Below are 15,227 nucleotides of genomic sequence, written 5' to 3' on the forward strand. Positions count from 1 at the left end.
CGTGGCAGGCGGGTGGAGTGCCAGCGTCGCTGTTACAGTTTCTCGATCCACTGTTCAATGAGCCCGAACAGGCGGCGGGCGTGTCGCTGCGCGTCGTCGGCCTGCGTCCAGCGCCCGTGGCGGCCGAGATCGTGCAGGTTCTCGAAGGCCGCCTGAAAGCGCGGGATGCCCATCGAGTAGGCGGCGATGAGCAGGCGGTCGGCGCTTTCGACAAAACGCTCCGGGTCTTTGTCTTCGATGGACTTTTGCAGAGCGGGCCAGGCGGCGTCGACGGTTTCGCGGAAATGCCGGCCCACCTCGCTCAGCAAATCCTTGTCGTGGTCAAATTCGACGAGCAATTCGTCGAGTTCGCGCAACAGGGCGTTCTTTGCGGACAGCAGGTCCGAGACCGGATGCGCGCGATCCGGCGGCGACTCGTCGAATCTCGCGAGCGCCTCGGCCACGCGCGCGGGACTTGCCGGGCGTGCGACGGCTACGGCGAAGCCCAGATCAAGCAATTTCGCCTCGGGCTCCTCGATCGGATCGAACAGCGCAATCATCGGCGGAATCGGAATATTCGTCTCGCGTCGGCGCGTCGCAAGCCACATGCGCGCGGCGGAATCGAGCAGCTTCGTCGAGACGAATGCGACGTCGTAGGTTTCGCTCTCGAGCGCGCGGGCCGTCAGCCCCCAATCGCTGACCGATTCCGCGGACCATCCCGTTTTTTCCACGCTGCGCACGACGATCATCTGGTGCAACTCGTCGGGATCGGCGACGAGTACGCGGCGATCGCGTCGCGCCATCTCGCGCAGGCTGTGACGCGTGACGAGGCCACTCGACATGTCGCCCGACACGACGCGGCCCGGCAACAAAGACAAGGCCTGACGCAGGTAGGTGTCGTAGAGCGGCGTCGTCAGGTAGGCGTCGAACCCGATTTCGCGCAGCCGCGCTGCATCCCCTCGTTTTCCGGCGGCGGTGATGAGCAACAGCGGCGTACGGCGCGTGGCGTCGTCGGCGCGCAGGCGCCGTCCGAAGTCCTCCGCGGCCTGCCCGGTCGTCGTCGCGGAGAAGACGACGAGCTGAATCGGAAGCTCGGCGTTTTGCGCCTCGTCCAACGCCTTTGCGGCCTCGGCGAAATCACCGGTCGCCGTCACCACGCATCCCCACGAACGCAGCAGTTCGGCGAGCCGTGCACGCCCGGCGTCGGTGTCGTCGTAGAACAGCACGCGCAGTCCTTGCAGCTCGAGCGCGGTCTCGATCGCCGGTTCCCGGGCAGGTTGGCGCTTTTCGATCGGAAGGCGAATCCAAAAACTGCCGCCTTGGGTTTCGGAAGGCTCGACTCCGCATGTTCCGCCCATGAGCGTGATGATCGAACGCACGAGCGTGAGCCTGATCGCGATGGCCGGATCGAGATCGGCGGGAACGAAGACGCCGGGTTTGCCGGAGGAAAGCGTCAACTGAGCATTTCGCAAAGGCGTGGTGCCGGGGTCGTCGATGCTGATGACGAGGATATATTCGCGCGGCGTTTCCGATTCGAGTTCGACATCGAGAAAGAGGGCGGGCGAGCGTGTGAGCGCCAGGGCCGCGTCGCCCAGATCGGCCAGGATGTGCTTGAAGCGGCCGGGGTCGCCCCACACCCACACGGGGACCTCGGCGTGCAGGCGTGTGGTCAGGGCGCGGGCGTCGGCGCGGGCGTGACGCTCGAGCCGCTCGCCCACGGTTTTGAGCGCGCCGCGCAGGTCGAAATCCGCGGGCAGCAGACGAAAGTTTCCTTCCTCGATGCGCGTCAGGTCGAGCACGTCGTTGATGAGCATCACAAGGTCGTGCGCCGCGCGCGAAATCCCCCCGACATACCGGCGCTGATGATTGGGGAGTGAGAGCGCCTCGAGCGCGGCGAGCGCCTCGATCACGCCGTTGAGCGGCTGACGAACCTGATGCGACAGGCGGGGGAAGAGCTCGCTCTGCGGCGCGAAGGGAGGCCTGTCGTTCATCGCATCTCCCGTCGGCGGATGAGGTTGCGCGCCTGCGACGCCGTCGCCGTCGGCACCATTTTACTGGTCCCGAGTTTTTCCAGATCTTTGGGAATGAGGCGATCAAGAAAACGGATCGCGTATCGGATTGGTGTCTTCGGATGCCAACACAGCGAATGGACGACTTCGTAGTGCTTGGTCCAATCGCGGCTGCGGCAAATCGTCGAGATGATGTTCGCAGACGACGAACGTTCTTTCGCCATCTCAACGACTTCCTGGACCGAAATGCGCGGATTGCGCAGCACGCAGTCCTGAATGGTCTTGTTCGACGAGCGGATCAGGAACCGGCGCGCCTCGGTGTTTCCCTTGAGTGCAAGGAGCAGGCGATCGACAAACGTCATGCGCGCGATGCGCTGAAAGAGCGTCAGCTCGACGTCGGGCGTGATCGATTCGGGATCGTTGATGAGATCCGCCGCGAAGATCTCCTTCGCGTCGAAGGCGGGGCTGAGGATCTCCTCGATGCGAAAATGCGGGTGCAGGTGTTCTTCGGGCAGATCCGGCGAAGGGGTGACATCGGGGAGCGGCGCGGCATCGGGTTCCTCGTACTCGATCGGCGCGAGTTCGCCCGGCAGGTCCCGAGTGTACGCGTGACCCTTGGCGGTTTCGTAGAACCGCACGAGCCGGTCAGACAGGCTGCGCGGAACGTGCGTGTTTTCGACGAGGCGGTGCAGGAATACGGGACTTCGCAGGATCGCCGTTTCGTTCTTGCCGAGAATCTCGATCACGCGCTCGTGGGCGGCGGTGGCGGCGAGGTGAACGAGCGTGTCGTCCCAGACGTTTGCGTGCAGCGCGACTTTTTCGTGGATGTGATGGTTGTCGAAGCGCCGCGTCGCGAGGAAATGCAGGATTTTGGGGCTCGTTTCCGTCGCGACGCCCACGACGACGAGCGACTCGGGAAGCTCCTTCAGACTGCGTTTCGCGGGCTTGCGAACGCGCGGGTCCTCATCGGCGCAAAGACAAAAGAGCGTCGCGAGCAGGTCGCGGGTGCCGAGGGGTACGAGGCCCTTGGCGACGGCGACGCGAACGGGCAGATCGGCGCCGGGCGGAAGGGCTTTGCGGGCTTCTGGGCTCAGTTCTTCGTAGTCGAGTTTGACGAAATCGGCCATGCCCGTCCCGCGAGAATTTCCCGCATTCAAACAGATCGACGAGGTTCTGTCACGGTCGGGAGGCGATGAGATCCGCCACCGACGGCGCGGTGAGCTCGGGTTCGTGTCCGAACGCGGCGAGCGCCTCGACGGTCGCCTCGCCCGACAGCACGCACACGAAATCGACTCCGGCATTCAGGCTCATCTGAAAATCGGTGTAGAGCCGATCGCCGACCATGAAAGCGTCGGTCGCGGTCAGGCCGTGGCGCGCGATGACGTGATCGATCATCTGGCGGTTCGGCTTCCCAAAAACGAGGTCGGGCCGTCGCCCCGTCGCCGTCTCGAACATGGCGATGAACGAGCCGGTGTCGGGTAATGGGCCCTCTCGCGACGGGCAAGTGAAATCGGGATGCGTGACGAGAAATGTCGCGCCGCGCTGGAGTTTCAGCGCGACCGCGCGGATCTTGGCGTAGTCGAGCGTTGTGTCGTAGCCCATCGCGATGGTCATGGAATCGTCGCGATGTCGGATGCCCGCCTCGGCGAGATCGGCGAGCATGCCGGGCGTGCCGACGGCGAAGACCTCTTCGATTCCCGTCGTGTGCAGGTGCGCGATCAGGCCGTCGGTCGAAATCAGGATCCGATCGCGATCGACGTCGAACCCCATCGCCGCGACCTTTCGCAGATAGTCGTCGCGGCCCTTCGAGGAATTGTTCGTGAGCAGGTAGAAGTGGATTCCGCGTCGCGTCAGGTCGTCCAGAAACGCGCGGCTGCCGGGAAACGGCGTCTCGTCGAGGCCGAGCGTGCCGTCGATATCGAGAAACGCGAGGCGCTTGCGCCCGGCGAACGCGTCGTAGCGGGCGGCGAGATCGCTCACGGCTGCGTCTCCGGTGCGACGGGAGCTGTATCGGTTCCCGGCTCGTCAGGAAGAGGCTCGCTCGCTTTCGCAACCGCCGCGCCGGGCGTTTTCGCGGTCGGGGTCGGACTCGCTTCGCGTTCGATCAAGTTGATGTCGACGCGCGGCGCTTCACCCGGTGCGAGGATAACAAGACGTGCCTTCGCCAACGCGCGCATCGCCATGTCGGTGTAGAGATCCACGCGCGTGAGTTCGGGTGTTTTCGTTTTTTGCACAAGCACCTGGCGGAACCGGTCAGCCGCGCCCGCGGCCTGGCGTTTGCGCGAATCGGCGGCCTGTCCGGCCTCGTGCAGTCGTTTCCCGGCCTCGCCTCTGGCCAGATTTCGTCGCTGATCCCGTTCGGATTCGGCGTCGTTCTGCATGCGCGCGGCCTCGGCCTTGGCGTCGTTCACCTTGCGAAACGACGCAGCGGCCTCCGACGGCGGGTTCACGGATTGCAGATTGACGGCGACGAGCGTGAGCCCCGTGCCGTACCGCTCCATCATCGCCTGCGCCTCACGGCGAACATCCGTTTCGATCTTTGCCTTGCCCGACGTGAGCACGTCGTCCACCGGCATCGAAGCGGCCGCACCGACCAGCGCCGTGCGCACCGCGTGCGCCAGCAGCGCCCCGGCGTCCTCGACTCCGAAGAGCGATGCGCCGAGTTGCGTGATCTGGTACTGCACGACCACGCCGATGTCGATGAGGTTTTCATCGCCGGTGACGAGCCCGATCTGTTCCTCGAAATCGCCGGTGACGGCGAGGCGCGCGACCTGCCCGGTCTTCACTTTGTCGATCCGGTCGATGCCCCACGGGGCACGCAGCGCGAGGCCGGGACCAACGGCGTCGGTCACCATGCGGCCGAATCGGCGCACCGCCGCCGTCTCGCCGTTTGCCACCGCGTAGATCGACGCGACGAGCGAAACGGCCACGAACGCACCCGCCGCGATCGCGAGCGAAAGTCCGCGATGCGTCGCGACGAATCGCACAAACGCGGTAATGACCCGCACGCTCGGTGGGGTCGTTTGTTCGCGGTCACTCGCCATGAAGCTGCCGCAGCAAGGGGGAATCGGCCGACAAAAAAATCGTGGTCTTTTCGCCGACGATCTTTTCGTAGGTCTCCAACGTGCGAAGGAACCGGTAAAAATCCGGGTCCTTGGCGTAGGCGTCGGCGAACAGGCGAAGCGCCTCGGCCTCGCCCTCGCCGCGTATGGCCTCGGACTGCGCGCTCGCCTCGGCCAGAATCTTCTCGCGCTCGGCGACGGCTTGCGCTTCGATTTTCAGCGCTTCCTCCTCACCCTCGGACCGGTACTTCGTGGCGATGCGCGCGCGTTCGGCGCGCATGCGTTTGATGACACTCGCGCGGTTTTGCGCCGGCAGGTTGAAGCCGTTGATCTGCAGATCGACGATTTCGATGCCGAAACTCGACGTCGCGATCCCATTGACCGCCTCGGCGACGCGCTTCGAGATCTCGCGCAGTTTCACCCGCGTGGGATCGACGTTGAGAAAGTGCTCGATGGGTTCGCTGCCCACGGCCGCGCCCAGCGCCGAGGACATGATGTCGAGTAGCCGCGCCTCGGCCTCGGGGCGCGCCTTGACGGTCTGCGTGAACCGGAGCGGATCGGCGATCTTCCAACAGATAAAGCTGTCGATTAGCACATTCTTCTTGTCGAGGGTGAGCAGTTCGGTCGGTTCGGCATCGAAGACGAGCAGCCGCGAATCCATCCGGACAACGGAATCGATCGGCCACGGCGCTTTGACGTTGAGCCCCGGCCCCGCGACGCCGGGCAACGCGCGGCCGAATCGCGTGACGATGGCCTGCTCGGTTTCGTCGATCGTGTAGATCGCGGTGAACGCCAGCCAGGCAACGACGGCGGCGCACGCGGCGATCAGGGCGGTTTTTCGCGTCATGGTTTGGCCCCCGTGGCGGGAACAACATCGGGCACTTCCCGCCAGACGATCACGTTGCGGCCCTTGACCGCGCCGGGAACGACGAAGATCTCGCGACCGGCGAGCACGCGCTCGGTCGCCTCCAGCCAGAGCAAGTGGCGCAACACATCCTTACCGGTCAGGTACGCCGATGCGCCGGCGGCGAATCCCGTCGCGCGGCCCGACGCCGTCGTTTTCGCGGTGGCGGCTTGAGCGGCGGCGGTGGCGACATCGAGCGCCGCCCGCCCGCGCGCCTTGGGAACCTCGGCGGCGAGCCGCTCATACGCTTCGTGAATGCGCGTCGATCGGTCCTCGCGCGCACTGGAAACGTCGCGGAACGCAAACACGGCGTCCTGCGGAGGATGGATGTCGACGAGGTGGATCGAGTCGATGCGCACGCCCGCGTTCACCGCGTCGAGCTGCGACTGCAAATTCGTTTGCACAAACGACTCGAGGTCCGCGCGGCCCGTGGTGAGGAGCGTGTCGAGTTCGTGCACGGCGATGTACTCGCGCGCGGCGGCCTGAGCGTAAAGCGAGATGATGTCACGGTCCTTTTCGAGACGGTAGAAATAATCGCGTGGCTTCGACAGGCCATAGTGGACGGACAGGCTCACGTCCACGAGGTTCTCGTCGCCGGCGATGGCGGTCGTCTCTTCACCGACCACGTTCATCGCCGCTACCGGGCTGTGCCACTGGCCGGGGTTCGCGAAGCGCGTGAGCTCGCGCCGATTGGCGAGGAGCGTCAGGTCGGTGCGGAATCCCACGTCAGTCTTGCGCGGATAGGACACGCGCCACACGTCGGCGCGGCCGATCGGTGCGGGAGGGGCATAGTGCAGGCCGGGCTCGCGATCCGGCGCGACCAGCCGACCGAAAACGAAACCGTATCCCAGCGAGTCGGCGGGCACGACGTAGAATCCGGAGAAAAGCCAAACAACCGCCGCGAGCGCTGTTCCAACTCGTGCGACGCGCCCGCGCGTCCGTGCCCAAAACGCACGGCGTTCGTCGTCCTCATGATGCGTGCCCGGAACGAACCCGAGCAGACTCTCGAAGTTGTTCCGTGTCTCGCGAAGGCCCTGCCGCAGCGCTCCCTTTCGGAATCGCCAGAGCAGCAGCACGACCAGGGCCACGACGCTCACCCATTGGAGGAACCCCGCGACTCCGTTGGCTTCCGTGGAGAGCCGGCCCGTGATCCTGATCCCCGTCGCGGCGACGACGTAGTCGAGCGCGATCCCGCACGCGAGGGCGGTGAATGCGATCGAGAACAGGTAGATTCGCACGAACGAACGACCGAAATGCCGCAGCAGGAGCACGACGGTCGCGGCGTTGGTGGCCGGACCGGTCAGGAGGAACACGAGCGCAGCGCCGGGGCTGATGCCCTTGGCGACCAGCGCCGCCGCGACCGGTGTGCTGGCCGAGGCGCACATGTACATCGGAATGCCGATCGCCATGAGGATCAGCATCGGAACGAGGCCCTTGCCGAATCCCCGTGCGGCGAGATCCGGCGGCGCGAGAGCCGAAATCACGCCCGCGAGCACGAGACCGACGACGAGCCAGAAGGCGATGTCGTCGAGCATTTCGACGAACGCATGGCGACCCACGTCACGCAGGATCAGGCCGAGCGGGCGTGAGGTGCGCACCGATTCGGCGGGCGGCGCGGCAGCCGGGACGGGAACGTCGGCACGCAGCGGGCGACGCCAGATCTCCAGCGCCCAATCGCGGATCGAATGCGCGAGGCCGCGCACGCCGACGACGTGCTCTTCGCGCCAGAATTCGCGAGCACCGTCGTCGCATCCGCAATCCGGCGGAACCGGCCGCCCGTCGACATCGTCCCGCCCGGGAAATGCAATCGAAAGGACTCCGGCGACCAGCCCCGTCAAGAAGGCCGCGACGGGGCGAACGATCGCCATGATCCAGCCGAACAAGCCCCAGGTCAGCAGAATCGAATCGACGCTCGACTCCGGCGTCGTGATGAGAAATGACATGTTCGCCGCGCGGGACGCGCCTTTTTTCTTGAGTTCGATGGCGACGGGAACGACGCCGCAACTGCAGATCGGCAGCGGTACGCCGAAGCAGGCGGCGGTGCCGACCGCGAGCAGACCGGTGCCGCCCATCCAGCGTTCGATGGTACGTCGCGAGATCAGGACGTGAAGCACGCCCGCGATGGCGAGGCCGAAGAGAATGAACGGTGCCGCCAAAAAGAGTGCGTTCCACGTTTCCCGAAGGATGGACGCGATAATGCTCAAGCTGATCCCCTGCCGCCCCAAAAGCGGCCATAGCTTGCCCGCCGGTCATGATGGGTGTCAACCGAAAATCCGGCGAGCGGAAACGGCCTCCTTGTGACGCGGCGACCGATTCCTTAGTCTGCAAGGCGATCCACGAGGAGGGGGCTTGGGCGCGACGTTGCGAAACGTTCAATTGACCTACGAGGACGTCGATCGCGGGGACACGCCGCTGGGCGAGGTCACGCTACGCCGTTACGCGACGGACGATGGTCGGATCGGTTACGAAATCCGGCTCGGCGGAAATTTCCTCATGGCGACGCACGGCCATCACTCCGAGTCGGCGATGGCGCGGCTCGCTTGGGACCGGCTTGCGCGACGGGAAGCGATCTCGGTGCTCGTCGGCGGTCTTGGCGCGGGCTACACCCTGCGAGCGGCGCTCGATTTGCCGGGCGTGCGTTCGGTCACGGTCGTCGAGATCGCCCCAAAGGTCGTTGAATGGGGTCGCACGTGGTTTCGCGAAACCAACGGCGGCGCGCTCGATGATCCGCGCGCGCGAGTCGTCGTCGCGGATCTGGCGGAGCACCTCGGGATGAGTAAGGATGCGTACGATCTGGCTCTTCTCGACGTGGACAACGGCCCCGGGTGGCTCGCCGCCCAGGGCAACGAACGCCTCTACACCGCCGACGGAATTCGCGAAGCAATCGCGGCCCTGCGCCCCGGCGGCGTGCTCGCCGTCTGGTCGCCGTCGCCGAACGACGTCTTCCGGGCGAGGTTTCGCGAGGTGTTGCCGCTCGCTGAAGAAGTTTCGACGGACGCAATCGGTCGCGAAGTTGGAGAGCCGGGGGATGTGGTCTATCTCGGGGTGCGTCCGTGAAGCGGATCGCGACCAAACGCAGCGCGATGAGGGCCTTGGCCGCGGTCTTCGGCCTGCTCGTCGCGGTCGAGATCGTCCTGCGAGTCGCGGGATACGGCGGGCTGCGTCACGGCCTGCTGCCCGATGGAACGCCGACGGACGGTCACGGATATCAGCCGCGAAACCCCTATGTCGACGCGGCGTCTTCCATCGTCACCGACAATGTGGTCGTGGTCGGCGATGCCTGGGCATTCGGACTCGGCTGCCGGTCGGAAGACATTTTTTCGTCGCGGCTCGAAGCGGGGCTCAAGAAGCGGCGCGCGCAGGCCCGCGTCGTCAATCTGTCGCATCCCGATTTCACCTCGACCGACGTCGCGGAGAACTTCGGCAAGGATCTGAAGCGGTACAAGGCGGATGTCGCGGTCGTCTTCGTGTCGCTCGCCGACGTTGTGCCGGAGTTCTGGAAGGACGAATTCTTTGCGCGCACGCCCTTCGCCGCGTCGGATCGGCGCGGCGCGGGATTTCGGCTCGGTGTGCTGCTGTCCGATGTGCGTCTCGCGCGACGCGTGAGGAGCGCATCGTGGGACCCGGAGGCAAAAGGCGGATACGTGCGCCGCGTCAAGACCGTCGCCGAGACGCAGTCGGCGCTCTTCGATATCGGCCGCGTTGCGCGCGACGCCAAGGTGCCGGTCGTGTGGATCACGTACCCGGTCGCGCCCGCGCGCGGTTGGCCCAGGCCGCACTACCCCGTTTACGCGCGAAACAACGACCTGATTCGCGCGACGGCGGTCAACTATGAACAGGCGGTTGTGGATCTCGAAAAGGAGATCACGCCCGATCAGATTGATGCTTTCTTTTTGTCGTGGATGCCTTGGCCGCACCCCGCACCGGAAGGGCATGCGCGCATCGCGTCGCTGCTCGACGGCACGGTGACGCACATCCTCGACGCACGCTGACCCGGTTTTCGAAAGGAATTCGATGCGCAAGTCATCCATCAGTACCCCCAAGGCGCCCGGCGCGATCGGCCCCTACAGTCAGGGCGTCAACGCGGGCTCGCTCGTTTTCACGTCGGGCCAACTGCCGATCCGCCCCGAGGACGGCACGATCCCGGACGACGTGCAAGAGCAGGCCCGCGTCGCGCTCGCCAACGTCGACGCGATTTTGAAGGCCGGCGGATCGTCGCTCGCGGCTGCCGTCAAAGTCACCGTGTTCTTGACGAACATCGCGGATTTCGCCGCCGTGAACTCCGTCTACAAGGAGGCGTTTGCGGGCGCTGAGCCGTTCCCGGCACGATCCGCCGTGCAGGTCGTGGCGCTCCCGAAACCCGAGGCAAAGATCGAGATCGAGGCGATCGGAATGGTGCGGACGTGACACCGCGTAAAGCATCGATCGAGGGGACGCGCGTATCGACCGTCGTTCGCGCGTGGAGCGACTCGGACTGGTACGTCCATGTGACCGCCTCGGGCGACCGGATCGTGCGGGCCGAATTCGTCCGATATACGGACAGCGAACGGGATTCCACGGAGCCCGTTCTCCGTCTGGCGCGCGACCAGATTCGCGCTTACTTCGACGGGTCGCTACGCACCTTCGAGTTGCCGCTGGAGCCGGCGGGTTCGGAATTCGCCAAGTCGGTGTGGCGCGAGGCGGTGTCGATTGGGTACGGCGAAATCCGGACGTACGGAGAGATCGCCGCAGCCGTCGGGTCGCCGCAGGCAGCCATTGCCGTGGGGGCGGCCAACGGCGCGAATCCGATCGCCCTCATCATCCCATGCCATCGCGTGATTGGAGCGGGTGGCGATCTGCGAGGTTACGCCTACGGACTCGACCTGAAACGACGCCTGCTCGACTTCGAGGGCGCGAGGTCGTTCAGCCGGAACTCGACGCGAACGCAGCAGCTTTTCTGAGCCGGGTCACGGTCTTCTCGCGCCCGAGCAGCACGATGGTGTCGAAAATCGGCGGGCTCACCGTGTTGCCGGTCAGCGCCACGCGCACGGGCTGCGCGACTTGGCCGAGCCCCACGCCGCGCTCCTCGCAGATTTTTGCATACATCTCTTCCAGCGCGGGCTCGGTAAAGGCGGCGATGTTTTCGATCCGTGTCGCCAGGAGTTCGATCAATTCCGCGTTCGGCGCGGCCAACCACTTCTTGGCAGCCTTGTCGTCGTAGCTCTCGGGCTCGGCGAAGAAATACCGAACGTGGTCGGCCATTTCAACGAGCGTTTTGAATCGCTCGCGGCAGACTTCGACGAGCCGGTCGAGCCACGCGCCTGGCTCGACCTCGTATCCGCGCTCGCGCAGGTACGGCAGCCACTCAGCCGCTACCGATGAAGGCGGCAGCGACATCATCTTCTGTTGGTTGATCCACTCCAGCTTCTGCAGGTCCATGATGCCGGGCGAGGCGTTGCAGTCGTGGATGTCGAAAAGAGCGATCAGTTCCCCGTCGGTGAACAATTCCTGATCGCCGTGGCTCCACCCGAGGCGCACGAGATAGTTTCGGACGGCCTGCGGGAGATAGCCGAGCTTCGCGAAGTCGGTGACCGATGCTGCGCCGTGACGCTTGGAGAGCTTCTTGCCGTCCGCGCCGTGCGTGAGCGGCATGTGGGCGAATTCTGGCGGCGTGAAGCCGAGCGCCTCGTACGCGATGAGCTGTTTGGGCGTGTTGTTCAGGTGATCGTTTCCGCGAATCACGTGCGTGACGCCCATATCGTGGTCGTCGGCCACCACCACGAAATTGTAGACGGGCGTCAGGTCGGAGCGCGCGATAATCCAGTCGTCGAATTCCGACACCTGCATCGAGATGGGACCGAGGATCACGTCGCGAAACGCGATCTCGCCGTCCAGGGGCAGCTTGATGCGGATCGTGTGCGGTCCGCAGTCGGGTCCGAGATTCCGGTCGCGGCACGTGCGGTCGTAGAGGTATTTACGTTTGTCGGCGATGGCCGCCTCGCGCTTCGCGTCCAGTTCTTCCTTCGAGCATACGCACCGATACGCCTTGCCCTCGTCGAGCAGGCGCTGGATCAGCGGGCGGTAGTGGCCGACGCGCTGCGACTGATGGACCGGCGGCGCGTCCCAGTCGATGCCCAGCCAGCGCAGGCCGTCGAGGATGATCTGCACGTTTTCGGGCGTGCTGCGTTCAAGGTCCGTATCCTCGATGCGCAGCAGCATCTTGCCGCCGGTGTGGCGGGCGTAGAGCCAGTTGTACAGGGCCGTACGCGCGCCGCCGATATGCAGACTGCCGGTCGGCGACGGGGCGAATCGAACAACGACACCGGAATCGCTCATGGAGTCCTCACGAAAGGAAATAGCCCGCCACGTAACGCACGCCGAGGATGACGATGAACACCGCGAAGGCGATGCGCAGGGGCTTGGGGTCGAGCCGGTGCGCGGTCAGCGCGCCCAGCCGGGAGGTCAACATACTGGCCGCAGCCAGAAAAATCCACGCGCCGATGTGAACGAAGCCGACCGCTCCGGGGACCGGCTCGGCGCTCGGCGATCCGCCGTAATTGATCATTCCGACGAGCGAATTGAAGACAATGAGCGCGCTGCTGGTGCCGATCGCGCGGTGCGTCGGGTAGTGGGCGACCATGCACAGAAGCGGCACCGTGACGATGCCGCCGCCCACGCCGAAAAACCCCGCGATGAATGCGGAGGCGAGCCCGACGAGCACAAGGCGCGGTACGGTGTTTCGCTCGACGGAATCCGCGGGCCTCGGCGCGTGCGCGAAAAAGCGGTAGGCCACGCCAAACAGGAGCAGGCCGAAGAGCGCCTTGAGCAACCGGGGATCGAGGCCGATCGCGGCCTGCGCGGAAATCGTCACGCCCACGAGCCCCCCGACGGCCATGATGCCGACCGCGCGCCAGTTCACCTGATTCGCGCCGTGGTGCGTGTATGCGCTCATGGCCGAGGTCGCGGTGATCGTGGCGAGGGAGGTGCCGAGCGCCATGTGGAACGCCATCTGGTCGGCGATGCCGAACCGGCGGAACGCGAAGTCGAGGACGGGGACGTAGAGAATGCCGCCGCCCACGCCGAGAAAGCCGCCGATGAATCCGGCCGCAAGGCCGGTGGCGATGTAGGCGAGCGCGATCGGCAGGTCAGGAAGCGACATGGGCGGATACCATTGGGAATCGCGGCAAAAAGTCAATGCCGAGAGCACGGGGCGGATGGTTCGGCTTGTCGAATCGAAGCTCAAAAAATACTTTCGCGTCGGTGGATGGAATGTGATATTCATGTGGGTGTCGCACGCAGAATGGGAGATGCGGCCATGCAAAAAGTTTTCCGAGCATGCGTTTTTCTAAGTTTTGTCTTCTTGCTTTGCGGATGGTCCTGTTCGCCGGCGAGTGACCCCGCCGCGTCCGGTGAATCGGATTCGCCGGACGACGACACGCTCCCGCCGGATGACGACGCGACGACGGCGGACGACGACAGCGTCGACGACGATTCCGTCGATGATGATACCGACGATGACACCAGCGACGACGACATCGATGACGACGTCGACGACGACACGACCGATGACGATACGGCGGACGACGATTCCTATGACGACGACACGGACCCCTGCGCGGACGACGATACCGCTGACGATGACGCGGACGACGACGGCACGCCCGACGTGATCGACGTGGGACCGGGCCTCGGGCACCTCGCGTATTTCGATGACGCCGGCCTGCCGCGCGCGGCGACGATGGACGGCGGCGAGTGGGTCGCCGACGCGCTGCCCTTCGAGATCGCGGGCTACACGCCCGAAAACGAACCTATTTATCGCCGTTGGCGGATAGAGCAGTTCGTCCGCGACATTCCGGACCTCGCGATCGGACGCCTCTATCTCCACGACCCGGACGGCGAGCCGAACGTCGAGCGGGCGGGTCTGCTGCGTTACGAAGATCACGAGTGGATACCGGATATTTTGCCCGAGGAGTTCGATTTCGTCGGAAGCGTTTATCTCGACCTCGCCGGTCGGCTGTGGGTCGTGGGCGGCGGCCCCATAACGCCCTGGCGTTTCATCGCTCGACAGAGCGACGCCGGTTGGGAGATCGAGGGCGTTTCGTTCATGGATCATATGCCGTCGGTCGAGGGCATCGAATTTCCCGACAACGATACCGTGATCGTTTGGGGGACCTACCACTACGACGATGAGGAAAGCGACCCCGTTCTGTTCGTCAAGAGTAACGGGGCATGGAGTGAGATCGCGGTTCCCTGCCGGGCGAACGAATTTGGCGGGTATGCGTTCGACAGCCGGGACGGTGCGAGTCTCTTCTGGCTCCAATGCTACGACGACGTGGGAGACGCACCCGCCGTGATGCGTCTCGACGGCGATGAACTTGTCCGGGAACCCGACGACATGACTGGAAGAATGTTCGCGTGGGGGGCGCTGACGGGTTCGGATGAAGAACTCTGGTTGTACGGCATCAACCAGGACTCGGCGGCGTTTGTGGCGACGCGCGAGAACGAGACGTGGACGCTCGAGCCCGACGTGCCGGTAGAAGGCGACTATTTTCCTCGCGCGAAGATGGGGCCGGACGACGCTCCGTGGTTCTGGGGCGAGACGTCCACCGACGGTTTGCACGAAGCCTATATCATCAACAGGTCGCGCGGACATTGGGCGGCAGAGCATCTTTCAAATCGGTATCCCGACTGGTTTATCGGGGCGGTGGAATTCCTTCCGGGAGATGAGATTCTGGCTTGGGGCGACGAACGGCATTGGCAATACGGAATCGTTCTACGTCGAGGAGATTGTTGGCGTCCCGAGCCCTTGCCCGCATCGCCCTCGCATTGGAGCTTTCACGACTCTCTTCTGGACGATCGAAGTCGTTTCTGGATGTCGGTTTCCCGCGCGGACGGCGTTGCCGAAGCGTTTCGGCGTGAGAACGGAATTTGGACTCGAGAGATTGTCGCCGGTGCGTTGATCGAAGAGACCTATCCGACCGGTCAGGCCATGGAGATGTCCTCCGACGGCGGAATCTTCATGTGGATGCCCGTCGGGATGCGGGACACCGGCTTCGTCAGTCGCCGACTCGCCGACCGGTGGGAAACCTTCGACGGCGTGGCTGGAGAGGGCGCGGCGATCGCCGACTTTCTGCCCGGCTGAAGTCGGACGCCAAATCGCCCGAAAATGTCGAAAGCACGTGATATTTCCGCCTCTCGTCGCAAGTGAATTTTCCGCTTTGAGCGGACCGGGGGAGAATCGGCCTATTCCGTCAGGAGAAGGGAGAGGCCGCGGAACGTGTCTACCCCGTGTCC

Annotated in this window: 13 protein-coding genes; 5 read left to right on the forward strand and 8 right to left on the reverse strand. The window is 64.8% G+C overall.

What is annotated here, in order from left to right; all coding sequences use genetic code 11:
• Nucleotides 1–32: 32 nt before the first annotated feature.
• Genes IT350_17925 through IT350_17950 form a run of 6 tightly spaced genes read right to left on the reverse strand, consistent with a single transcriptional unit; the run spans nt 33 to nt 8,158 of the window.
• Nucleotides 33–1,970 carry a hypothetical protein gene (locus IT350_17925; GenBank protein MCC6159936.1) on the reverse strand — a complete coding sequence of 646 codons (1,938 nt, stop codon included), beginning with the start codon at nt 1,968–1,970 and terminating at the stop codon, nt 33–35.
• Nucleotides 1,967–3,115 (reverse strand): hypothetical protein, encoded by a 1,149-nt coding sequence (locus IT350_17930; GenBank protein MCC6159937.1) that lies wholly within the window; start codon nt 3,113–3,115, stop codon nt 1,967–1,969. Before IT350_17930 ends, IT350_17925 begins: the two co-directional genes overlap by 4 nt.
• A 49-nt stretch (nt 3,116–3,164) precedes the next feature.
• Nucleotides 3,165–3,968 carry an HAD-IIA family hydrolase gene (locus IT350_17935; GenBank protein ID MCC6159938.1) on the reverse strand — a complete coding sequence of 268 codons (804 nt, stop codon included), beginning with the start codon at nt 3,966–3,968 and terminating at the stop codon, nt 3,165–3,167.
• A complete protein-coding gene (locus IT350_17940; GenBank protein ID MCC6159939.1) occupies nt 3,965–5,032 on the reverse strand; it encodes a protease modulator HflK in 1,068 nt (355 codons plus the stop codon). Before IT350_17940 ends, IT350_17935 begins: the two co-directional genes overlap by 4 nt.
• On the reverse strand, nt 5,022–5,897 hold the full coding sequence (gene hflC / locus IT350_17945) for a protease modulator HflC (protein ID MCC6159940.1): 876 nt from the start codon (nt 5,895–5,897) through the stop codon (nt 5,022–5,024). Before hflC ends, IT350_17940 begins: the two co-directional genes overlap by 11 nt.
• Nucleotides 5,894–8,158, reverse strand: coding sequence for an SO_0444 family Cu/Zn efflux transporter (locus tag IT350_17950; protein ID MCC6159941.1), 2,265 nt, complete (start codon nt 8,156–8,158; stop codon nt 5,894–5,896). The genes hflC and IT350_17950 overlap by 4 nt, the downstream gene beginning before the upstream one ends.
• Before the next feature lie 145 nt (nt 8,159–8,303).
• Here IT350_17950 and IT350_17955 point away from each other — a divergent pair, with 145 nt between their 5' ends.
• From IT350_17955 to IT350_17970, 4 genes are all read left to right on the forward strand, one after another.
• Nucleotides 8,304–9,011: a spermidine synthase gene (locus IT350_17955; GenBank protein MCC6159942.1), complete on the forward strand. Its 708-nt coding sequence runs from the start codon at nt 8,304–8,306 to the stop codon at nt 9,009–9,011.
• Nucleotides 9,008–9,946, forward strand: a complete 939-nt coding sequence (locus IT350_17960) for an SGNH/GDSL hydrolase family protein (protein ID MCC6159943.1) — start codon at nt 9,008–9,010, stop codon at nt 9,944–9,946. Before IT350_17955 ends, IT350_17960 begins: the two co-directional genes overlap by 4 nt.
• A 22-nt stretch (nt 9,947–9,968) precedes the next feature.
• Nucleotides 9,969–10,361 (forward strand): reactive intermediate/imine deaminase, encoded by a 393-nt coding sequence (locus tag IT350_17965; protein ID MCC6159944.1) that lies wholly within the window; start codon nt 9,969–9,971, stop codon nt 10,359–10,361.
• An 80-nt stretch (nt 10,362–10,441) separates the two neighbouring features.
• Nucleotides 10,442–10,894 carry a methylated-DNA--[protein]-cysteine S-methyltransferase gene (locus IT350_17970; protein MCC6159945.1) on the forward strand — a complete coding sequence of 151 codons (453 nt, stop codon included), beginning with the start codon at nt 10,442–10,444 and terminating at the stop codon, nt 10,892–10,894.
• On the opposite strand, the gene IT350_17975 is transcribed toward IT350_17970, so the two are convergent.
• Nucleotides 10,857–12,269 carry a glutamate--tRNA ligase gene (locus tag IT350_17975; GenBank protein MCC6159946.1) on the reverse strand — a complete coding sequence of 471 codons (1,413 nt, stop codon included), beginning with the start codon at nt 12,267–12,269 and terminating at the stop codon, nt 10,857–10,859. The genes IT350_17970 and IT350_17975 overlap by 38 nt on opposite strands.
• A 7-nt stretch (nt 12,270–12,276) precedes the next feature.
• Nucleotides 12,277–13,092, reverse strand: a complete 816-nt coding sequence (locus IT350_17980; protein ID MCC6159947.1) for a sulfite exporter TauE/SafE family protein — start codon at nt 13,090–13,092, stop codon at nt 12,277–12,279.
• Nucleotides 13,093–13,248: 156 nt separating this feature from the next.
• Between IT350_17980 and IT350_17985 the strand changes: the two genes are divergently transcribed.
• Nucleotides 13,249–15,075: a hypothetical protein gene (locus IT350_17985; protein ID MCC6159948.1), complete on the forward strand. Its 1,827-nt coding sequence runs from the start codon at nt 13,249–13,251 to the stop codon at nt 15,073–15,075.
• Nucleotides 15,076–15,227: the final 152 nt, after the last annotated feature.

It is taken from the genome of Deltaproteobacteria bacterium, assembly GCA_020845895.1.
In the GTDB taxonomy this organism is placed as follows: Bacteria; Lernaellota; Lernaellaia; order JACKCT01; family JACKCT01; genus JADLEX01.

Excerpts from the sequence above, each read along its gene's own strand:
- hflC (MCC6159940.1), bottom strand. The coding sequence starts at position 5,897 with ATGACGCGAAAAACCGCCCTGATCGCCGCGTGCGCCGCCGTCGTTGCC.
- IT350_17985 (MCC6159948.1), top strand. The coding sequence starts at position 13,249 with ATGCAAAAAGTTTTCCGAGCATGCGTTTTTCTAAGTTTTGTCTTCTTG.
- IT350_17965 (MCC6159944.1), top strand. The coding sequence starts at position 9,969 with ATGCGCAAGTCATCCATCAGTACCCCCAAGGCGCCCGGCGCGATCGGC.
- IT350_17925 (MCC6159936.1), bottom strand. The coding sequence starts at position 1,970 with ATGAACGACAGGCCTCCCTTCGCGCCGCAGAGCGAGCTCTTCCCCCGC.
- IT350_17980 (MCC6159947.1), bottom strand. The coding sequence starts at position 13,092 with ATGTCGCTTCCTGACCTGCCGATCGCGCTCGCCTACATCGCCACCGGC.
- IT350_17930 (MCC6159937.1), bottom strand. The coding sequence starts at position 3,115 with ATGGCCGATTTCGTCAAACTCGACTACGAAGAACTGAGCCCAGAAGCC.
- IT350_17975 (MCC6159946.1), bottom strand. The coding sequence starts at position 12,269 with ATGAGCGATTCCGGTGTCGTTGTTCGATTCGCCCCGTCGCCGACCGGC.
- IT350_17940 (MCC6159939.1), bottom strand. The coding sequence starts at position 5,032 with ATGGCGAGTGACCGCGAACAAACGACCCCACCGAGCGTGCGGGTCATT.